12 protein-coding genes are annotated in these 16,914 nt (G+C 40.0%); all 12 read left to right on the top strand.

Features of this window, described 5'->3' with window-relative positions; translation table 11 throughout:
* Nucleotides 1–179: 179 nt before the first annotated feature.
* The 12 genes from PSR12_RS14180 to PSR12_RS14125 all read left to right on the top strand — a co-directional run bounded on the left by PSR12_RS14180 (nucleotide 180) and on the right by PSR12_RS14125 (nucleotide 16,832).
* Complete coding sequence (locus PSR12_RS14180; RefSeq protein WP_274769434.1) at nucleotides 180–1,355, top strand: amino acid deaminase/aldolase; 1,176 nt, start codon at nucleotides 180–182, stop codon at nucleotides 1,353–1,355.
* Nucleotides 1,343–2,665 carry a D-arabinono-1,4-lactone oxidase gene (locus PSR12_RS14175; protein WP_221680259.1) on the top strand — a complete coding sequence of 441 codons (1,323 nt, stop codon included), beginning with the start codon at nucleotides 1,343–1,345 and terminating at the stop codon, nucleotides 2,663–2,665. The genes PSR12_RS14180 and PSR12_RS14175 overlap by 13 nt, the downstream gene beginning before the upstream one ends.
* Before the next feature lie 360 nt (nucleotides 2,666–3,025).
* Nucleotides 3,026–4,696 carry a dihydroxy-acid dehydratase gene (ilvD, locus tag PSR12_RS14170; protein WP_274769432.1) on the top strand — a complete coding sequence of 557 codons (1,671 nt, stop codon included), beginning with the start codon at nucleotides 3,026–3,028 and terminating at the stop codon, nucleotides 4,694–4,696.
* Between the two features lie 485 nt (nucleotides 4,697–5,181).
* Entirely contained in the window at nucleotides 5,182–6,948 is a 1,767-nt protein-coding gene (gene ilvB / locus PSR12_RS14165) for a biosynthetic-type acetolactate synthase large subunit (protein WP_202341117.1), read from the top strand.
* Nucleotides 6,945–7,460, top strand: a complete 516-nt coding sequence (gene ilvN, locus PSR12_RS14160) for an acetolactate synthase small subunit (protein ID WP_004231416.1) — start codon at nucleotides 6,945–6,947, stop codon at nucleotides 7,458–7,460. The genes ilvB and ilvN overlap by 4 nt, the downstream gene beginning before the upstream one ends.
* A gap of 89 nt (nucleotides 7,461–7,549) precedes the next feature.
* Nucleotides 7,550–8,584, top strand: a complete 1,035-nt coding sequence (gene ilvC / locus PSR12_RS14155) for a ketol-acid reductoisomerase (RefSeq protein ID WP_016991908.1) — start codon at nucleotides 7,550–7,552, stop codon at nucleotides 8,582–8,584.
* Nucleotides 8,571–10,106: a 2-isopropylmalate synthase gene (locus PSR12_RS14150; protein WP_221680262.1), complete on the top strand. Its 1,536-nt coding sequence runs from the start codon at nucleotides 8,571–8,573 to the stop codon at nucleotides 10,104–10,106. The genes ilvC and PSR12_RS14150 overlap by 14 nt, the downstream gene beginning before the upstream one ends.
* Before the next feature lie 184 nt (nucleotides 10,107–10,290).
* Nucleotides 10,291–11,391 carry a 3-isopropylmalate dehydrogenase gene (gene leuB, locus PSR12_RS14145; RefSeq protein ID WP_205444110.1) on the top strand — a complete coding sequence of 367 codons (1,101 nt, stop codon included), beginning with the start codon at nucleotides 10,291–10,293 and terminating at the stop codon, nucleotides 11,389–11,391.
* Between the two features lie 17 nt (nucleotides 11,392–11,408).
* The gene (gene leuC, locus PSR12_RS14140) at nucleotides 11,409–12,818 is read left to right on the top strand and encodes a 3-isopropylmalate dehydratase large subunit (protein WP_274769428.1); all 1,410 of its coding nucleotides are present in this window, start codon (nucleotides 11,409–11,411) and stop codon (nucleotides 12,816–12,818) included.
* Nucleotides 12,819–12,850: 32 nt separating this feature from the next.
* The gene (leuD, locus tag PSR12_RS14135; RefSeq protein WP_257522447.1) at nucleotides 12,851–13,441 is read left to right on the top strand and encodes a 3-isopropylmalate dehydratase small subunit; all 591 of its coding nucleotides are present in this window, start codon (nucleotides 12,851–12,853) and stop codon (nucleotides 13,439–13,441) included.
* A gap of 399 nt (nucleotides 13,442–13,840) precedes the next feature.
* Nucleotides 13,841–14,725, top strand: a complete 885-nt coding sequence (gene rbsK / locus PSR12_RS14130) for a ribokinase (RefSeq protein ID WP_221680264.1) — start codon at nucleotides 13,841–13,843, stop codon at nucleotides 14,723–14,725.
* Nucleotides 14,726–14,981: 256 nt separating this feature from the next.
* Complete coding sequence (locus PSR12_RS14125) at nucleotides 14,982–16,832, top strand: dynamin family protein (protein ID WP_274769426.1); 1,851 nt, start codon at nucleotides 14,982–14,984, stop codon at nucleotides 16,830–16,832.
* Nucleotides 16,833–16,914: the final 82 nt, after the last annotated feature.

Here is a 16,914-nt window from a genome sequence, read left to right as displayed (position 1 = left end):
CTTATACGCATCGTAACCAATTTAATAGAAAGGTGAATGAAATGTTTATCCTATATTAAAACAACCGTGTAGTCTTATTGTAAAACAGGCGCACGGTTGTTTTATTTTGTTTAATTAACTGAAAAAAGGAATTATTCTGTTAAGTGTCAAATACATAGTACAGACAAGGGAGTGATGAAATGACGTTCAGATTCGATCAAGCATTTTGTGATTTGGAAAGGCCATTTGCATGGTTAGACTTAGATGCACTAGATAAAAATATACAAATGGTTCAAGATGCTTGTGGTGGAAAACAAATTCGTATTGCAACAAAATCGATTCGTTCTATTGAGGTCCTTCGTTATATACAGAAAAAACTTGTGAATGTTGTGGGATTAATGACATTTACTGCAACAGAGACCCTTTATTTATTAGAGCACCAGTTTGATGACTTATTGCTTGGCTATCCAGTAATGGAGGAAGCAACGATTCGTCGATTGTTACATTTTGTAAAGGAAGGAAAAATCGTCACTTTTATGGTAGACAGACCAGAACATATCCAACTATTGGCGAAACTAGCACAAGAGATTGGCGTACGTGTACAGGTTTGCATTGATCTTAATGTTTCAAATGATTTTAAAGTATTGTATTTTGGAACAAAACGTTCGTCATTGTCTTCTCTTGAAACGTTGACACCTTTTTTACAAACCATTCAAAACACCCCTGTAATTGAAGTGGTAGGAGCGATGGGCTATGAGGCTCAAATAGCAGGGGTTGGCAATCGTCCAGCAAATGCTGTAAAAGGTAGAGTCATAGAAGCCATGCAAATACAAGCCAAAAAGCAAGTAACGCAGTTTCGTCGATTAGCGGTCGCCCATATCAAGGCCTATTTTCCAAATCTGCGCTTTGTTAATGGTGGGGGATCAGGAAGTATGACGTACACCAATCAACAGAAGGAAGTAACGGAAATTACAGTTGGCTCGGCTTTTTATGCACCTGCATTGTTCGATCAATTTACACATTTACAGCTAGAAAAGGCTGCTGGATTTGCCTTACGTGTAACAAGAATGCCTGAAAAAAATATCGTTGTTTGTCATGGGGGAGGCTATACGGCTTCAGGAGCAATTGGGATGGATCGTTTGCCTGTATTCTATGACCCTACCACTTTTGCATATCTTAGCCTAGAAGGCGCAGGGGAAGTGCAAACACCCATAAAGGTCAAAGAGAAAAGTATCAATATTGGCGATACTATTTATTTTCGACATGCGAAGGCTGGAGAGCTTTGTGAGCGTTTTCAGATCCTGCATGCTATTCGTGGGGACAAGTATGCAGGACATTACACAACATACAGGGGGGATGGACAATGTTTTCTATAGAAAAATGGCGTAATGGTGAAAAGTGGACAAACTGGGCTGGTAATGTTATTTCCTATCCGAATGAAATGTATTTACCACACTCCATTGATGAAGTTTCAGCAATTGTGAAGCATGCGTGTCAATCAGGAAAGACAATCCGTGTCACAGGTGCTGCTCATTCTTTTAGCGCTGTGGCTATGCCTGAGCATATAGCCATTTCCTTACATAATCTGCGTGGATTAATCGCTGTGAATGAGGAAAGGCAGGAGGCAACATTATGGGCAGGGACCTACCTATATGAAATTGGTCCAATGCTAGCGAAACATGGTTTTGCGTTAATCAATATGGGCGATATACAGGAGCAAACCATTGCAGGGGCAGTGTCAACTGGCACACATGGCACAGGGGTTACACTTGGTTCTCTATCGTCAGCTGTCCAGGCATGGGGATTTGTAGATGGTACTGGTACTTATCAGGAACATAGGAGAGGGATGGATGATTTATCTGAAGCGCTGCATGTATCTCTTGGGATGCTAGGTGTTCTGGTCAAAGTAACGATTAAGGTCATACCACTATATGGTTTGCATTATGTGGGGGCAAGAGAAACATTGACAAATGGTCTCTCGTTATTTGCTGAGGATATTCGTCAACATCGTCATGTGGAGTGGTTTTATTTTCCTGGTAGTGAAACAATTCAAGTAAAACGGATGAATGCGGTCGCGCCTGTCTTTCAAAGCGAATGGAATAAAAAAATAGAAAGGTTAAAGCTACAAATAGTAGAAAATGGGGCTTTTTTTGCGATGTCAGCGCTTTGTAAGTGGAAACCAGGTTTAAGTGGTACCATGAGCAAGATAGCGGCTGCCAATGTGGTAGAAAGTGAAAAAGTAGGGATAAGCTATGAAATTTATCCTTCACCTCGTAGCGTGAAGTTCCAAGAGAGTGAATATGCCATCCCTTTATCACAGTTTGAAGCTTGTTTGGAGGAAATCCATGCAACGTTTAAAAAAGGGACTTTTAATGTGCATTTTCCTTTAGAGTGTCGAACAACTGCAGGCGAAGCAGGTTTTTTAAGTCCAACACAAGGGCGTGAGTCAGCTTTTATAGCCTTTCATATGTATAAGGGAATGGCAGAAGAACCTTATTTTAAATGGGTGCATACATTGATGCAAAAATATGAAGGTCGTCCTCACTGGGGAAAACAACATCATTTAACAGCGCAAACGGTCTATGCGTTGTATCCAGAGATTGAAAAGTTTTTAAGTATTCGACACCAATATGATCCTGAACAAGTATTTTTTACAGGATACTTAAAAAAGTTGTTTCTACTGTAAGCGTTATCTCGAGGATTGGATGATTTAGCTTATTCAAATATATGGGAATAATTTATTTACTCATTTTTGTTTATTATTAAAAAATTAAAATTTGAACGAAATGTCAAAATTTTTATCAAAGCGAGATAAAACTGATGCTTAATCAGCATGTAAACGATTTCAATTTTGACAGATTTTTTGAATTGTTTAAACAATTCAAAAAATACTGTTGACGAGACCTTTTTTTCGTACTATGATAACAACAATCTTTACAGCAGTAATCGTCTAAGAGACCATTACTCTATAAACAAAAAATAAAAAGACAGAACATTTTGTCTATAGCAACGAACATAGTATGGATAGCAATGAGGGGCGTTTAAAATGAGAAGTGACATGATTAAAGTAGGCGTAGATCGAGCGCCACATCGAAGTCTTTTATATGCAACAGGCAAAGTAAAAGCAAAAGATCTAGGCAAACCATTTATTGGGGTTTGTAACTCTTATATCGACATAATACCAGGTCACGTTCATTTACGTACGTTCGCTGATGTAGTGAAAGAAGCTATTATAGAAGCGGGTGGTATTCCATTCGAATTTAATACAATTGGCGTCGATGATGGTATTGCAATGGGGCATATAGGTATGCGTTATTCCTTACCGAGTCGTGAAATTATAGCAGACTCTGCTGAAACTGTTATTAATGCACATTGGTTTGATGGCGTATTTTATATTCCAAACTGTGACAAAATTACACCAGGAATGCTTATGGCAGCAGTTCGTACGAATGTACCATCTATCTTTGTTTCAGGTGGTCCAATGGAGGCGGGAACTTCTGCAGCAGGAAAACAGCTTTCCTTAACATCTGTGTTTGAAGGTGTAGGAGCCCACAAATCAGGAAAAATGTCTGCGGAAGAGCTGTTGGATATTGAGAATAATGCTTGTCCAACATGTGGCTCATGCTCAGGCATGTTTACAGCAAATTCGATGAACTGCTTAATGGAAATGCTTGGTGTTGCTTTACCTGGAAATGGTACAATCGTTGCCACTTCTGAAGAGCGTCACAAGCTGATTAAAGAAGCAGCTAAACAATTAATTCGCATGGTCAAGGAAGACGTTAAACCTCGCGATATTATTACAAAAGAGGCAATTGATGATGCGTTTGCTCTTGATATGGCAATGGGAGGCTCCACAAATACAGTTCTTCATACATTAGCAATTGCCAATGAAGCCGAGATAGATTACAACATTGAAGATATTAATAAAGTAGCGGAAAGAGTGCCTTATTTAGCAAAAATCATGCCTGCTTCAGATATTTCAATGGATGATATTAATAAAGCAGGTGGCGTAAGTGCCATTATTAATGAATTAACATCTATTCCAGGTGCTATTCATCCAGACCGTCCAACCGTAGCAGGCGTTACAATGGGTGAGCTTGTCAAAGATTATCACATCACGAATGATCAAGTCATTCGAACAAAAGACAATCCATATAGTGCTGTAGGTGGATTATCAGTTTTATTCGGTAACATCGCACCAGATGGCTCTGTTATTAAAGTAGGGGCAGTTGATCCTTCTATCAAAGTATTCAAGGGCGAGGCTATCGTCTTTGATTCACAAGAAGCAGCACAAGAAAACATTGATAATGGAACGGTGAAAGAGGGCCATGTAGTCGTCATTCGCTATGAAGGACCTAAGGGTGGCCCAGGGATGCCAGAAATGCTCGCACCAACATCTGCCATTCAAGGTCGAGGCCTGGGTACAAAGGTTGCCTTAATTACAGATGGTCGTTTCTCAGGGGCATCTCGTGGTATTTCAATTGGCCATATTTCACCAGAAGCTGCTGAAGGCGGTCCAATCGCTTTAGTAGAAAACGGTGATATTATCGAAATTGATCTACCAAATCGTACGATTAATTTACAAGTTTCAGATGAAGTTTTAGCTGAACGTCGTGCAAAATTACCAGCCTTTGAGCCAAAAATCAAACGCGGTTGGTTAGCAAGATATTCAAAATTAGTGACGAGCGCTTCTACTGGAGGCGTAATGAAAATTTAACAACTAGATAAATAAAAACGTTGATGAGGTTAAAGGTTCTAGAGCCTTGTATCTACCAGAGAGCCGGTCGTGCTGGAAGCCGGCGATACAACTAGATCCGACATCCCCTCGGAGTGGGCTATTAAACGTGTTTACACCATTAGATAGCTCCGGGCATAGTCGAAAGTGCTCGTTATTAATGAATAAATGTTTTATGACACTATATTGGATGCGATGTCTGTCGCATTGGTGCATAAATGCAGTCATTTATTCGCGAGGTAGCAATTATTTGCTATAAAAAAGGGTGGTACCATGGAAAGTCTTTTTCATCCCTACGTAAGGTAGTTCTTTGCGTGTGGAGAAAAAGGCTTTTTATTATTTTCACGATGCAATTGAACAACCTCTCAACGAAAAGGATGAGAGGAATAGTCAATCCAGCTATTGACACTTCACTAATCTACAACACTGATGTGTGAGTTTGAAAGAAATGAAGGAGGCATAATTTGATGAGTGCGAATGTTTCAATCAATGAACAAGAACAATTAGCGACAACAGCAACAGCTGAACAAACCTATCAAGCGAAGGACGGTGCAGATGTATTAGTGCAGGCATTGCACGATCAAGGGGTTGAAATTGTCTTTGGCTATCCTGGAGGAGCCGTATTACAAATTTACGATGCGATGTATAAAAACCCTATTCGCCATATTTTAACAAGACATGAACAGGGTGCTATTCATGCGGCGGAAGGCTATGCTCGTGTTTCAGGTAAAACAGGCGTTGTTATTGCCACAAGTGGACCTGGTGCAACAAACCTTGTAACAGGTATTGCGGATGCCATGATCGATTCTATTCCATTGGTTGTTTTTACAGGACAGGTTGCGACATCTGTGATTGGAACAGATGCTTTCCAAGAAGCGGATATTATGGGGATTACAACACCGATTACAAAGCACAACTATCAGGTGCAGGATGTCAATGATATCCCCCGCATTGTGAAGGAAGCTTTCCATATCGCTAGCACAGGTCGTAAGGGGCCAGTTGTCGTGGATTTCCCAAAAAACGTTTCCCAAATGTTGTTTGATGTAGAGAATCCACCGCAAGCACCTGATGAAATTTATTTACCAGGTTATCAGCCAACATATAAACCAAATTATTTACAAATCCAAAAGGCGATTCAAGCCATTTCATTGGCAAAAAACCCAATCATCTTAGCAGGTGCAGGTGTTCTTTTTGCGGATGCACGTGAGGAATTAACGACTTTCGCAGAAAAATATCGTATTCCAGTAACGAACACATTGCTAGGCTTGGGCTCCATCCATGGTGAACATGACTTATTCCTTGGAATGGCTGGGATGCATGGAACAGCTACAGCAAATACAGCGATCACAAAATCGGATTTATTACTCAATATTGGGGCACGATTTGATGATCGTCTAACAGGTAATCTAGCTACATTTGCACCAAATGCAACGATTATCCATATCGATATTGATCCTGCTGAAATTGGCAAGAATGTACCGACAGATATTCCAATTGTTGCTGATGCCAAAGAGGCTTTAAAAGCACTGTTGAAAAAGGATTTCCAAGGTCCTGATACAGATGATTGGTTAGCTTATTTAAGGAATCATGCGATGGAATATCCATTATGGTATTGCAAGGATACAAATACGCAAGAAATCCTACCACAAGAGGCATTGCAATTAGTGCACAAGATTACTGAAGGGAATGCCATTGTGACGACAGATGTTGGGCAGCATCAAATGTGGGCAGCGCAATATTATCATTTAAATAATGATCATGCATGGGTAACGTCTGGTGGACTTGGTACGATGGGCTTCGGCTTCCCGGCCGCAATTGGCGCCCAATTTGCGAAGCCAGACAAAAAAGTTATTTCGATTGTAGGAGATGCAGGATTCCAAATGACGGCACAGGAGCTATCCATCCTACAGGAATTTAACTTACCAGTAAAAATAGTGATTTTGAATAATAGCTGTCTAGGCATGGTGCGTCAATGGCAACAAACATTCTATGAAGAGCGCTATTCATCATCACTTATGCCGATCCAACCAGATTTTGTTAAGTTAGCTGATGCTTATAACATTAAAGGCTATCGAATTAACACAATCGATGAAGCAGAGTCTATTTTCCGTGAGGCACTGCTGTCTGATGAGCCAGTATTAATTGACTGTCGAGTGAAACAGCTTGAATGTGTTTACCCAATGGTAGCACCTGGCAAAGGCTTACATGAAATGATTGGGGTGAAAAAGAATTGAAGCGAGTAATTACCGTAACTGTGATTAACCAAAGTGGTGTATTAAACCGTTTGACAGGTTTATTGATGAAGCGTCAGTTCAATATTGAATCGATTACAGTAGGTCATACGGAGCAACCAAATTTTTCAAAGATGACCTTCGTTGTCAACGTAGAGGACGAACGCAAAATTGAACAGCTAGTGAAACAGTTATCCAAGCAAATTGATGTGTTAAAGGTCAATGACATTACCGATAAATCGATTGTTCTACGAGAGCTAGCACTAGTAAAGGTGATTTCCCCACCAAATTTACGTTTGGAAATGAATTCAATTGTTGAACCGTTCCGCGCCCAAATTATAGATACAGCTAAAAATGTTGTGACGTATCAAGTAGTAGGGCATCCAGAGAAGATTGATGCCTTTATCGAACTCATTCGACCATATGGCATTAAAGAACTTACACGTACAGGAGCAACTGCCTCCGTTCGTGAAACACAAAAAGTCTCAAACCCGCAGCTCTCTATTTTAAAATAGTTTGCATATAAAAATGAATAGCTTGATAGACAGCGTAAGTTATCTAAAGCTATAAAAAAAACAAAACATATTCTAGGAGGAAATTAACTATGGCTACAATGTACTATGAGCAAAATATCAACGAGGACGTATTAAAAGGAAAGAAAATCGCAATTATCGGTTACGGTTCACAAGGTCATGCACATGCTTTAAACCTTAAAGAATCAGGTTTTGATGTGGTAGTAGGGGTTCGTCCAGGTGGATCTTTCGATGCGGCAAAAGCAGATGGTATTGACGTGAAAACAGTGGCTGAAGCAGCACAAGAAGCAGATGTTATCCAAATTCTATTACCAGATGAGCGTCAAAAAGCAGTTTATGAAGCGGAAATTGCGCCACATTTACAAGCTGGTAAAGCATTGATGTTTGCACATGGCTTCAATATTCATTTCGGTCAAATTACACCACCAGCAGATGTTGACGTATTTTTAGTAGCACCAAAAGGACCAGGACATCTAGTTCGTCGTCAATTCCAAGAAGGTGCTGGTGTACCAGGACTATTCGCTATTCACCAAGATGCTACAGGTCAAGCAAAAGATTTAGCGCTTGCGTATGGTAAAGGAATCGGTGCTGCACGTGGTGGACTTCTTGAAACAACATTCAAAGAAGAAACAGAGACAGACTTGTTTGGTGAACAAGCGGTACTTTGTGGTGGGGCAACACAGCTAGTAAGAGCAGGATTCGAAACATTAGTAGAGGCTGGTTATCAACCAGAATTAGCTTACTTTGAAACACTACATGAGCTTAAATTAATTGTTGACCTAATGTTTGAGGGCGGTATGGCAACAATGCGCTACTCAGTTTCAGATACAGCAGAGTGGGGAGATTATGTTGCAGGACCACGCATCATCGATGAGTCTGTAAAAGCTCGTATGAAGGATGTATTAACAGATATCCAAGATGGTACATTTGCTCGTCGTTGGATTCAAGAAAATGAAAATGGTCGTCCAGAATATACAAAATTCAAAGAAGCTGGTGCGAACCATCAAATCGAAGAAGTGGGCGCGAAACTACGTGCTATGATGCCATTCATCAACGAAGGTAAAGAAAAAGTTGTGAGAGAAGTGGCGACAAGTGCGAAAAATTGATATTTTCGATACTACGCTTCGCGATGGTGAACAATCTGCTGGGATCAACTTAAACACAGCCGAGAAGATTGAAATTGCCAAACAATTAGAGCGCCTTGGTGTGACAATTATAGAAGCAGGATTTCCTGCTTCGTCACCCGGTGACTTTGATGCGGTCCATCGCATTGCAGGTACAGTAAAAAATTCCATTGTGACGGGGCTAGCTCGCTGTATCCAAAAGGATATTGATGCTACATGGGAAGCGATAAAAGTAGCACAACAGCCACATATTCATATTTTTCTAGCCACATCACCTATTCATATGGAATACAAATTAAAAAAATCTCCTGATCAAGTGGTGGAGCAAGCGGTAGAGGCTGTTAAATACGCTAAAAAGTTCTTCCCACTTGTACAATGGTCTGCTGAGGATGCATTCCGCTCTGATCGAGAATTTTTAGTGCGAATTATGAACGAAGTGGTTGCTGCTGGTGCAACAACGATTAATGTTCCAGACACTGTAGGGTATGCATCCCCACAAGAATATGGTGCATTATTTAAGTTCCTACTGGAAAATGTCAAAGGTGCTGACAAAGTGAAATTCTCTGCCCATTGTCATGATGATTTAGGGATGGCAACAGCTAATACGATTGCCGCAATAGAAAATGGTGCTGCACAAGTCGAAGGAACGATCAATGGTATCGGCGAACGCGCAGGTAATGTGGCACTCGAGGAAATTGCTGTAGCACTTCATATTCGCAAGGACATTTATCAGGTGCAAACAGGCATTCAGTTGCAAGAAATTAAACGTACGTCTCAATTAGTCAGTAAATTGACAAATGTTGTGATTCAGCCAAATAAAGCGATTGTAGGAAGAAATGCATTCGCACACGAATCGGGCATCCATCAAGACGGTGTCTTAAAAAATCCAGAAACCTATGAAATTATTTCACCTGCTTTAATCGGCGAAGGTGAAATACCATTAGTTCTCGGGAAACATTCTGGTCGTGCAGCCTTCCGTGATCGTGCTGAAACAATGGGCTTCCATCTTTCTGATGAAAAGTTGAACAAAGCATTTGTGGAATTTAAAAAATTGGCTGATCGTAAAAAAGAAATTACAGAGGAAGATTTACTCACTCTTCTTACTGAGCAACAAGTTCAAGTAGAAGATGTACCACTCTTTGATTTGAAAATGGTGCAGGTGCAATATGGTACTGAAAATATTCCTACAGCGACAGCTATTGTGCTTACACCTGAGGGACTAGAGAAAACCGTTGTAGCTACTGGCTCTGGTTCAGTAGAAGCCATTTTTAATACACTGGAGCAACTTGTACCTGGAGCTGTGCATGTCATTGATTACCGTGTGACATCGGTTGGCAAAGGACGAGATGCACTGGGTGAAGCGGTTATAAATATTCGCTATGATGAGGTTTCGACTACAGGCCGTAATTCCTCTCAAGATGTTTTAGAAGCATCGGCAAAAGCTTATTTAAATGCTATTAACCGTCATTTAATTCAAGCATGCCTTCGCGCACATCCTGTATAGGTTTCTAAGGTAGTGAATTGTATGAAGTACCATTCACAAGTCGGATGCAATGAAGTCATGGCGTATTGTATCAATTAACCAAAAATTACGCTTAGACGTAATGACTACGCTCACCTCGATAAAAGGTAGGTGAGCGTCTTTACTAAATTAGCGAATACGCTATACAAAGAAAGGTGTTTTGACGATGGAGAGAAAAATTACAGTACTTCCCGGTGATGGAATTGGGCCAGAGGTTGTTGCTTCTGCTGTACGTGTATTACAGGTGATTGGTAAACGATTTAATCATACATTTCATTTAGGATATGCAACAATTGGTGGTGCTGCAATCGACCAGCACAACAATCCATTACCGGATGAAACGATCGAGATGTGTGAAAATAGTGATGCGATTTTATTAGGAGCTGTAGGTGGTCCAAAGTGGGATCAAAACCCTCCTGAATTACGCCCAGAGAAAGGGTTACTGCGAATTCGGAAACACTTCGATTTATTTGCCAATCTACGTCCAGTAAAGGCGTTCCCGAGTTTACTAGATGCTTCACCATTAAAGCGTGAAGTGGCTGAGAACGTTGATTTAATGATTGTACGTGAACTAACAGGCGGCGTATACTTCGGGGAACCACGTATGCGTACTGAAAATGGCGCAATTGATACAACCGTTTACTCTAAAGCAGAGGTAGAGCGTATCGTTGAAAATGCCTTTGAACTAGCACGTTTACGTGGTGGCAAATTATGCTCTGTTGACAAGGCGAATGTGCTTGAAACAAGTCGCTTATGGCGTGAAGTTGTAGAAGCAAAGAAAAAAGAGTATCCAGATGTAATCGTAGAACATAACCTAGTAGACTCTGTTGCAATGAAACTTATTACAAATCCTGGACACTATGATGTAGTCGTTACTGAAAATATGTTTGGTGATATTTTAAGTGATGAAGCATCTGTTATTACTGGTTCTCTAGGTGTTTTACCATCCGCATCCATTCGTGGTGATAATTTTGGCTTATATGAACCAGTACATGGCTCCGCACCAGAAATTGCAGGGCAAGGTGTAGCAAATCCCGCTGCAACCATTTTATCCGTAGCGATGATGCTGCAATATTCATTCGGCTTAAAAGAAGAAGCAGCAGAAATTGAACGCGCTGTAAGTGCAGTATTTGATGATGGCTACTTTACAGCAGATCTTGCTCGCGACGGCAGTCGCGTTTTATCGACTAATGAATGGACAGATAAGGTAATTAACGAAATTGATACTAGCTTTGTATCACAAAGTATTATGACAACATATATTTAAAGAAATAGGTGAAGACAATGGGTAAAAATATAATTGAAAAGATTTGGGATAAACATGTTGTTTATCAGGAAGAGGGCAAACCGGACCTGTTATATATTGATCTTCATTTAATTCATGAAGTAACATCTCCGCAAGCTTTTGAAGGGTTACGTATGAACGGACGTAAAGTGCGTCGTCCTGATTTAAGCTTTGCCACAATGGATCATAACGTACCAACAAAAAATTTACCAACTATCCAGGATCCCATTGCACGCAATCAAATCGAAACATTAGCTAAAAATGCTGAGGAATTTGGTGTTGAGTTAGCAGGCATGGGTCACCCTGACCAAGGGATTGTCCATGTTATTGGGCCAGAGCTTGGATTAACACAGCCTGGTAAAACGATTGTTTGTGGTGATTCTCATACATCGACTCACGGTGCCTTTGGGGCCATTGCATTTGGTATTGGGACATCAGAGGTGGAGCATGTATTATCGACGCAAACGCTATGGCAAAATAAGCCGAAAACGATGGAGATTCGTGTCGAAGGGGAGCTACCAGTTGGGGTAGCGGCAAAGGATATTATCTTAGCCATCATTGCCAAGTTCGGTATTGGTGTTGGTACAGGACATATTGTGGAATTCACTGGAGAGGCTATCCACAAACTATCTATGGAAGAACGCATGACTATTTGTAATATGTCAATTGAGGCAGGGGCAAAAGCTGGGCTTATCTCACCTGACCAAACAACAGTCGATTATATTCGTGGACGCAAATATGCACCGCAGGGAGAAAAATTGGAAGAAGCAACCGCTTACTGGTTAAGTCTTGCTTCAGACGAAGATGCAACGTACGATACGGTTCGTATTATAAAAGCTGAAGAAATTGAACCAATCATTACGTGGGGAACAAACCCATCAATGGGTACTGGTGTTTCTGGGCATGTTCCAACACAAGCAGATTATGAGGATGAATCTGACAAGGCGGCACTTCAAAAAGCACTTGCCTATATGGGCTTAGAGGAAGGACAGCCATTAACATCCATTGACATCCAGCATGTCTTCATTGGCTCCTGCACAAACTCACGCATTAGTGATTTGCGTGCAGCTGCTGATGTTATCAAAGGGCGTAAGGTGCATGACAAAGTCACAGCCATCGTTGTCCCAGGCTCACATACAACGAAAAAACAAGCAGAGGCAGAAGGTTTAGATAAAATATTTATAGATGCAGGCTTTGAATGGCGAGAGTCTGGTTGCTCGATGTGTCTTGCGATGAATGATGATGTCGTACCAGCTGGAGAACGCTGTGCCTCTACCTCAAACCGCAACTTTGAAGGACGTCAGGGCGCAGGAGCTCGTACACATTTAGTGTCCCCACCAATGGCAGCAGCCGCTGCGATTGCAGGTCACTTTGTCGATGTACGTGAATTTGTGAAGGAAACGGTGTAAGTCTTGCTTTACTCGAAAGGGATGATTGAAAAATGGAACCAATTAATATCGTAAATAGTGTCATCACACCACTTGATAGAAAAAATGTTGATACCGATCAAATTATTTCAAAAGAATTTCTAAAACGTATTGAGCGCACAGGTTTTGGACAGTTTTTATTTTACCATTGGCGTTTCGATGCACAAGGGAATGAAATAGCTGACTTTGTATTAAATAAACCTGAATTTAAAGAATCTAAAATTCTAGTGGCGCAAGATAATTTCGGCTGTGGCTCCTCTCGTGAACATGCACCATGGGCTATTTTAGATTACGGTTTTAACGTTGTCATTGCACCTTCTTTTGCAGATATTTTTCATAATAACTGCTTCAAAAACGGTATCTTACCGATTAAGCTAACAGAATCGGAATGTGATGCTATTTTAGCAAAAGGGTTAGCAAAGCCCTATAGTATGGAAGTAAATCTTGTAGAGCAAACCGTAACAGGGGAAGATGGTACAGTCTATCATTTTACAATTGACCCGTACTATAAAGAAACGTTACTGAATGGTTGGGATGAAATCGCCTTAACCTTTAAATATGAGGAACACATCGCCGCATATGAGGCGAAGCGAGTAGCCTATTAATTGATATGACTGAAGACAAATTGGATGTTGTCTTCAGTTTTTTTTGTGTGTAGTTCATTTCCCATAAGAAATTCTTTATAATAAAGAAAGCATCGACAATATTATCATAGTAAAAAAGATTTTGAATGTTACAAGAGCTAGTCCAGCCTGCTTTTGGAAACGTTTGTGGCTTATCTCAAGCATTGCTCAGTATGAAGTATAGGAAGATAATCCGAGTGGTTCACGAAACAAGATCGGATTAGCTTTCGAAATATTACTGTTTATAAGGTCGTGTTTGAACTTGATAGGTATCTAGTAGATTTGTGAGTTTATACGAAATTTATACTGTTAAGCTACTGAAATGATACTGCTCATTTCAGTTGTTTTTTGTTTGATCAAAAGATGAAAGGTAGGAATTCAATGATTACAGTTATAGGAAGTTTAAATATGGATTTAGTTGTACAAATGAATGCTTTTCCAAAGCAGGGGGAAACCATTCTAGGTAACTCGTTTCAAACAGTTCCAGGAGGAAAAGGGGCTAATCAAGCAGTTGCCGCAGCTCGTCTTGGCAGTGAGGTGGCGATGGTTGGCTGTTTAGGGAATGATCATTTTGGTGAGACATTACATGCCGTTTTACAGCAAGAGCAGATTCAGACAAACGCCATTGTAAAAAGCACCACTGCTCCTACAGGCATTGCTAATATACTTATTTACAAGAACGATAATCGTATTGTTGTCGTACCGGGAGCTAATTATGACTTAAGCATATCCCATCTTGAAGCTTCTAAAGAGGTGATACAAAAAAGTCACTTGGTAATTATACAGCTTGAAATCCCTAAAGAGACGACAGCCCATGCCATTCATTTATGTAAAGAAGCGGGTGTTCCAATACTGTTGAACCCTGCTCCAGCAGCCAATTTTGATGTGCAGTGGATGGAGGATATTACCTATTTAACACCCAACGAGACAGAATGTGCTGAAATTTTTAACGAGCCAGTGGAACAAGTTTTAGAAAAATATCCTAATAAATTAATCGTGACATTAGGAAGTGACGGTGCACGTTATTTCGATGGCTCCTATCCAATTCATGTTCCAGGTTATATGACAACAGTCGTGGATACAACGGGGGCTGGTGATACCTTTAATGGGGCTTTAGCCCATGCTTTAGTAGAAGGGCAATCGTTGGATGAGGCTGTATATTTTGCTAATATCGCTGCTTCCTTATCTGTAGAGAAATTAGGTGCTCAAGGTGGAATGCCAACACTTGGAGCTGTTTATGCTCGTATGGCAGGTTTGGAGGAATAGGTCAAATGTCAGCTACTCAGCAACCTTGGATAGAAATCTCCAAGCCTTATACTTCTAAACTCATAGTCTGGACTATACCCTTTAGTCTGTGTAGCAATCATATATGAGGCAGACAGGAAATGGGTGTAAGGATGAATTCCTATTTGTGGTATAAACGTATAAGTATATTGTCCTCTTTTCATCAATCGATGTATTAGAAAAGCCATAGTTTCATTTATAATGGTCTTATAGATACATACGAAAAGAGGTTTTGAGGATGACGAACATTGACAATACGCCAATCGAAAATGCCACCTCAGCGAATAATATTTTGCCGCAATTTGTTGACCAACTACGACACTTGTACGGCATCATCGTCCAAAATACATATGTGAAAGATACAGCAAAACATTTAAATCGAATCATTCAAGATGCCAATAACCAGACCATGATTTTAATAGTTGGAAAAGAGCGGGTGGGCAAAACAACACTTGTGAATGGCCTTCTAGGACGCGAAATATTATCGGTAGATGATCAGCATCCAACAAGTGTAAATACGTTTATACGATACGGCGAGCAAGAAGAGATTAGAGCTTATTTTTTAGATGGTGTTGTCGCTGTATTTGATCTCAGTAAATTAGAACTACTAACAACTGGCGATACGTTTGCTTCCCAGATTTTACGTGAACATTTAGATTACCTAGAAGTCTATTTGAAAAATGATTTGTTAAAATCCGTGACAATCATTGATTCTGTGTCATTAGAAGCAGGCGGGGGAGAAATGGCTTATTTTTCAGAGGCGCTTATGAACCGTGTTGATGAAATTTTCTGGGTGTTACGCGCTGGTTCAATGGCAATGGATGCTGAACTTCTATTGATTGAAACGTTAAAAAATAAAGGTGTTGAACCTTTATGTGTCATCAATGGCATCGATGATGAGGAATATCCCACAGCATTTATGGAATCTGAACAACAACGTATTGGTCATTTGATGAGTGATTTTATAGGGATTTCAGCCATTAATGCACTAGTAGCCAAACAAACAGACAATCATGAGCTTTGGCAAAAAAGTCAGTATGATCAATTAATTGCTCACATTCATCGTGTGGCTGAAAATAGTAATAAAAAAACATATGCCATCCTAATTCGCTTCTTACAATGGCTTGAACGATTCCGCTTCGAATTGACTGTAATTCCACAACGAGATCCATTTCAATCTGCTGTAGAGAATATTGAAAAATACGCAGGCGATACCCAATATGAATATTCTCGCTATCAACGTGACTTAGCAATTGTCAAAGAATATGAGCAAGAATATGAACAGGTAGCGAACACGTTTAAACAGGTTCAAACACTGTATCAACTATTACAAACGATAGCGCAACATGATTATTTACAAGATTCCAAGGTGGAAGAATTTACCGAAATTGCTGTGCACTATCAACAAATGTTGCGTGAATACCGCAACATGCACAGTGAGTATTTACGCGAATATGAGCGTTTAGATGCACAACATAAAAAAATTCATGGTAAAGGTCTTATGAAAGCTTTCTTTGGCCAACATACGCAAAATGAATTTTTCAAAGAGCGTGTTCAAAAACTAAATGAGCAGCAAGAGGTTTGTGTCGCCCAATATGCCAAGGTACAACAAGCAGAGGTTTCAATGCTACAGGCGATTCGAGATACACAGCCTTTTTTGATTGATTTAGTGAAAGAACGCATGAGCCGTATTGAACAAAAAGTACAGAAACTAAATCAACAGCGTGCAAATGATAAGCGTCAGTTAAAGCGCTATGCTGAAAAATTAAATGAATTTTCTTGCTTAATCGAAGCACAGGGTTATATAAAAGAGCATCTTCAACCATTTTTAATGAATGAGCAAATGCCGTTGAAATCGAAGGATATTGCCATGCTTGAGGAAACTGTTCAGGCTATTTTAGCCATTGATTTATCAAACAATGGCTTACTGGCACGAAGTCAAATGAATAATAAAATGGAAAGTATTGCAATACCTTTTGTGGTGCAAGAAAAATATCCCCTGCAAATGCTTGCCTTAAGGGAAGAAGATGTAAAATCAAATGATATACCCGAAATACCCAAAAAATTAGTTGTCCAATATGAAGATTAGGTTTTCACCAAACGTTCTAAAAGTAGCATGCTTTTAGAACGTTTTCTTTATGACATGAAACAAATCATTCCAGTTTTACGTA

Source organism: Lysinibacillus sp. G01H, from assembly GCF_028872195.1.
GTDB classification, from domain to species: Bacteria; Bacillota; Bacilli; order Bacillales_A; family Planococcaceae; genus Lysinibacillus; species Lysinibacillus capsici.
The sequence above is the reverse complement of the archived record's forward strand: the minus strand, read 5'-3'. Positions and strand labels throughout refer to the sequence as shown.